Origin of the sequence: Arthrobacter agilis (genome assembly GCF_002953615.1) — a bacterium.
GTDB classification, from domain to species: domain Bacteria; phylum Actinomycetota; class Actinomycetes; order Actinomycetales; family Micrococcaceae; genus Arthrobacter_D; species Arthrobacter_D agilis_B.
The window spans coordinates 1,540,541-1,544,856 of the sequence record NZ_CP024915.1; the positions used below are offsets into that span (position 1 = coordinate 1,540,541).

Sequence of the window (4,316 nt, forward strand, 5' to 3'; positions counted from 1 at the left end):
TGACGGCCAGCCCCGTCTCCGGGGTCGGGGAAGCGTCCGTCCGCGCCCTCACGAAGCTCGAACAGGTCCTGCCGCCCCGCCTGCGCCCGCGCTTCTCGGGCCTCCGCTCCGCGGTGACGCGCATGGCGGCGGCCAGCACGCCGGTCAACCCCGAGGTGCTCACGGCGTTCTCGGCGGCCATCACGGAGCGGCGCTGCGTCGCGTTCCGCTACGACCGGCACGACGGCGAATCGTCCCGGCGGATCGTCGAGCCCTACCGCCTCGTCGACACGGGCAGGCGCTGGTACCTCGTGGCCTTCGACCGCTCGAGGGAGGACTGGCGGACGTTCCGCGTGGATCGCTGCCAGAGCGTCCCCGTGGCGAGGGACCGCTTCGCGCCCCGCCCGCTGCCCGCCGCGGACCTCGCGGCCTACGTCCAGGAGTCCATCACGCGGTCGCCCTACTCGTACGACGCCGTCATCCGGTTCTCCGCGCCCCTGGCGGAACTCGAGGCGCGCGTCCCGTCGAGCACCGGCACGCTCGAGGCGGACGGCGACGGGCACACGCTCCTCCGGGCAGGCTTCGACTCCCTCGACTTCCCGCTGGCCTACCTCGCGAGCTGGGACATCGACTTCGAGGTCCTCGAGCCCGCCGAGATGCGCGAGCGCGCCCTCGTCGTGGCCGAGCGACTGCGCCGTTCCGCTGCGACCGGTGTCCGCTCCGGAGCCGACGCCCACGAGTGACGGAGGCCTGCCCTCAGTGAACGCCCGCCTGCCGCCGGGTGCGAGCAACTAGACTGGCAGGCAACTATGGCACTGACAATCTCCTACCCCGCGGACCTTCCCGTCTCGGAACGCCGGGCAGACATCATGGCCGCGATCGCGGCCAACCAGGTCACCATCATCGCCGGCGAGACCGGGTCCGGTAAGACGACGCAGATCCCGAAGATGTGCCTCGAGCTGGGCCTCGCCGAGCACGGGTTGATCGGCCACACCCAGCCGCGGCGCCTCGCGGCACGTACGGTCGCCGAGCGCATCGCCGAGGAACTGCAGGTGGACCTCGGCGAGGAGGTCGGCTACCAGGTCCGCTTCACCGGGTCGGTGGGCCGGAAGACGAAGATCAAGCTGATGACGGACGGGATCCTGCTCGCCGAGATCCAGCACGACCGGATGCTGCGCAAGTACAGCACCATCATCATCGACGAGGCCCACGAGCGCAGCCTCAACATCGACTTCATCCTCGGGTACCTCCGGCGCATCCTGCCCGAACGGCCCGACCTCAAGGTCATCATCACCTCGGCCACCATCGACCCGGAGCGCTTCGCCGCCCACTTCGCGGCCGACGCCGCCGTCGAGGACACCTCCCCCGCCCCGATCATCGAGGTCTCGGGGCGCACCTATCCCGTCGAGATCCGGTACCGGCCCCTCGACCAGCCGCCCGGCGGGCTCGACGACGGGGACGGCGGCGCGGACAGCGAGCTCGAGGAGGAGCGCGACCCGCTGGATGCCGTCTGCGACGCCGTGGACGAACTCTCGCTCGAAGCCCCCGGGGACATCCTCGTGTTCTTCTCCGGCGAGCGCGAGATCCGCGACGCCGCCGATGCCCTCCGGGCACGGATCCAGTCCACGGCCCGCCTGCGCGGCACGGAGGTCCTGCCCCTGTTCGCCCGGCTCTCGCTCGAGGAGCAGCACCGGGTGTTCCGTCCCACCGGCAGTCACCGCCGGATCGTCCTCGCGACGAACGTCGCCGAGACGTCGCTGACCGTACCCGGCATCAAGTACGTGATCGACACGGGGACCGCCCGCATCTCCCGCTACTCCCACCGCACGAAGGTGCAGCGGCTGCCCATCGAGCGCGTCTCGCAGGCGTCGGCGAACCAGCGCTCCGGCCGTAGCGGACGTGTCTCGAACGGTATCGCGATCCGCCTCTACTCCGAGGAGGACTTCGCGTCGCGCAGGCCCTTCACCGAGCCGGAGATCCTGCGGACGAGCCTCGCGGCGGTCATCCTCCAGATGGCCGCGATGGGTGTCACGCGCAGTCCCAAGGACATCGCCGAGTTCCCCTTCGTGGAGCCGCCGGAGACCAAGGCGATCAACGACGGCGTCGCCCTGCTGCGTGAACTGGGGGCGCTGAAGGACGACGGTGGCCTCTCCGCCGTCGGCCGCAAGCTCGCGCAGCTCCCCGTGGACCCCCGCCTCGGGCGCATGATCGTGGAGGCGGGCTCGCGTGGCTCGGTGAAGGAGGTCATGGTCCTCGCCGCCGCGCTGACCATCCAGGACCCGCGCGAGCGGCCCTCGGCGGACCAGCCGGCGAAGCAGCAGCAGGCCGCCGAGAAACACAAGCGTTTCGTGGACGAGAACTCGGACTTCACGGCCTATCTCAACCTGTGGCGGTACCTGCAGGAGAAGCAGGATGAGCTGTCCTCGACACAGTTCCGGAAGCTCTGCAAGGCGGAGTTCATCAACTACCTGCGCGTCCGGGAATGGCAGGACCTCTTCCAGCAGCTGCGCCAGCTCGCGAAGCCGCTCGGCATCACCCTGCCCGCCGGTCCCGTGGACCCGGTCGGGCTGCACGAGCAGATCCACATCAGCCTGCTCTCGGGTCTGCTGAGCAACATCGGCCTCTACGACCAGCGCAAGCGGGAGTACGCCGGTGCCCGCGGGACCCGCTTCGCCGTCTTCCCCGGCTCGGCGCTGTTCAAGAAGTCGCCCGACTGGGTCATGGCCGCCGAGCTGGTGGAGACCTCGCGGCTGTGGGCGCGTGTCGTCGCCCGGATCGACCCGCTGTGGGCCGAGCAGGTGGCGCCGCACCTCGTCAAGCGCACCTACAGCGAGCCGCACTGGTCGAGGAAGATGGGCTCGGTCATGGCGTACGAGAAGGTCACGCTCTACGGCGTGCCGATCGTGCCGCAGCGCCGCATCAACTACGGGCGGATCGACCGGGAGGTGGCGCGGGAGCTGTTCATCCGGCATGCCCTCGTCGAGGGCGACTGGAAGACGCACCACACGTTCTTCAGCCGCAACCAGGCCCGCCTCGCCGAGGTGGAGGAGCTCGAGAACCGCCTCCGGCGGCGGGACCTCCGCGTGGACGACGAGACGCTCTTCGAGTTCTACGACCAGCGGATCGGCACCGAGGTGGTCTCGGAGCGCCATTTCGACTCGTGGTGGAAGACCGCGCGCCAGGACCAGCCGGACCTGCTCGACTTCGATCCGGAGAAACTCCTCAGCGAGGACGCCGCGGAGCTCGACGAGGCGGCCTTCCCGAGTGTGTGGCACCAGGCGGGCTTCGAGCTGCCCCTGACCTACGAGTTCTCGCCCCTGACACCGGGCGCCCACGACGGCGTCACGGTGACCATCCCGGTCCTGTTCCTCAACCAGCTCGACCCGAAGCCCTTCCGCTGGCAGATCCCGGGCCAGCGCGTGGAACTCGTCACGGCGCTCATCAAGTCGCTGCCGAAGCAGGTGCGGAAGAACTTCGTGCCGGCGCCCGACGTCGCCCGGACCGCCGTCGCCGCCCTGGCCGCCGACTTCGACCCGGCGCAGGACGACCTCGAGGCGTCCCTCGAACTCGCGCTGCGGCGCCTGCGCGGGCACATCGTCCCGCCGGGGTCGTGGAACTGGTCGGCGGTCCCCCCGCACCTGCTGATGATGTTCCGCATCGTCGACGCCGAGGGTCGCGTGCTCGACGAGTCCCGCGACCTGGAAGCGCTCAAGGCGTCCCTGGCGCCCGCGGTGAGCCGCGCCATCGCGCAGTCACTGGGCGCCACCCCGGGCAGCACGCGACCCGCGGGCGGACCCGGCCGTGGTGGGCGGGGAAAGGCCGCCACCGCACCCGCCGGCCGGAACGGCAGGACCGACCATGCGGGACGCGGCGCCGCGCGGAACGCCGGATCCGCGGACGCCGCCGCCCGGGGCGGACAGGCCGCCCCGGGCGGGGCACCGGCCCGCGGCGGCCTCGTCGTGGCGGAGGCACCCGCGGTGGCCGAGCGGACCGGCGAGACCACGTGGGCCTTCGGCACGATCGAGCGCGAGGTGTCCCGCACCATCGGCGGCCACCGCGTCACCGGTTTCCCCGCCGTCGTCGACGAGGGCACGTCGGTGGGCCTGAAGGTCTTCCCGGACGCCGGCCAGCAGTCGACCGTCATGCGGGCGGGCGTCATCCGGCTTCTGTCGCTGCGCATCCCGAGCCCCGCCAAGTACGTCCTGGAGCACCTGAGCAACACCGAGAAACTCACGTTCAGCCAGAACCCCCACGGCAGTGTCGCCGAACTCATCCGTGACTGCTCGCTGGCCGCCATCGACAAGCTCGTCCCGGAGGAGCTGCCCTGGACCGAGGAC

Annotated in this window: 2 protein-coding genes; both read left to right on the forward strand. The window is 71.0% G+C overall.

The genetic code is table 11. The features are described from left to right. Positions 1-722, forward strand: a 722-nt coding sequence (locus CVO76_RS07430) for a helix-turn-helix transcriptional regulator (RefSeq protein WP_208741517.1), incomplete at its 5' end; no start/stop codon positions are given. 66 nt (positions 723-788) lie between these two features. Next, a partial coding sequence (gene hrpA, locus CVO76_RS07435; RefSeq protein ID WP_208741518.1) for an ATP-dependent RNA helicase HrpA occupies positions 789-4,316 on the forward strand: 3,528 nt, incomplete at its 3' end.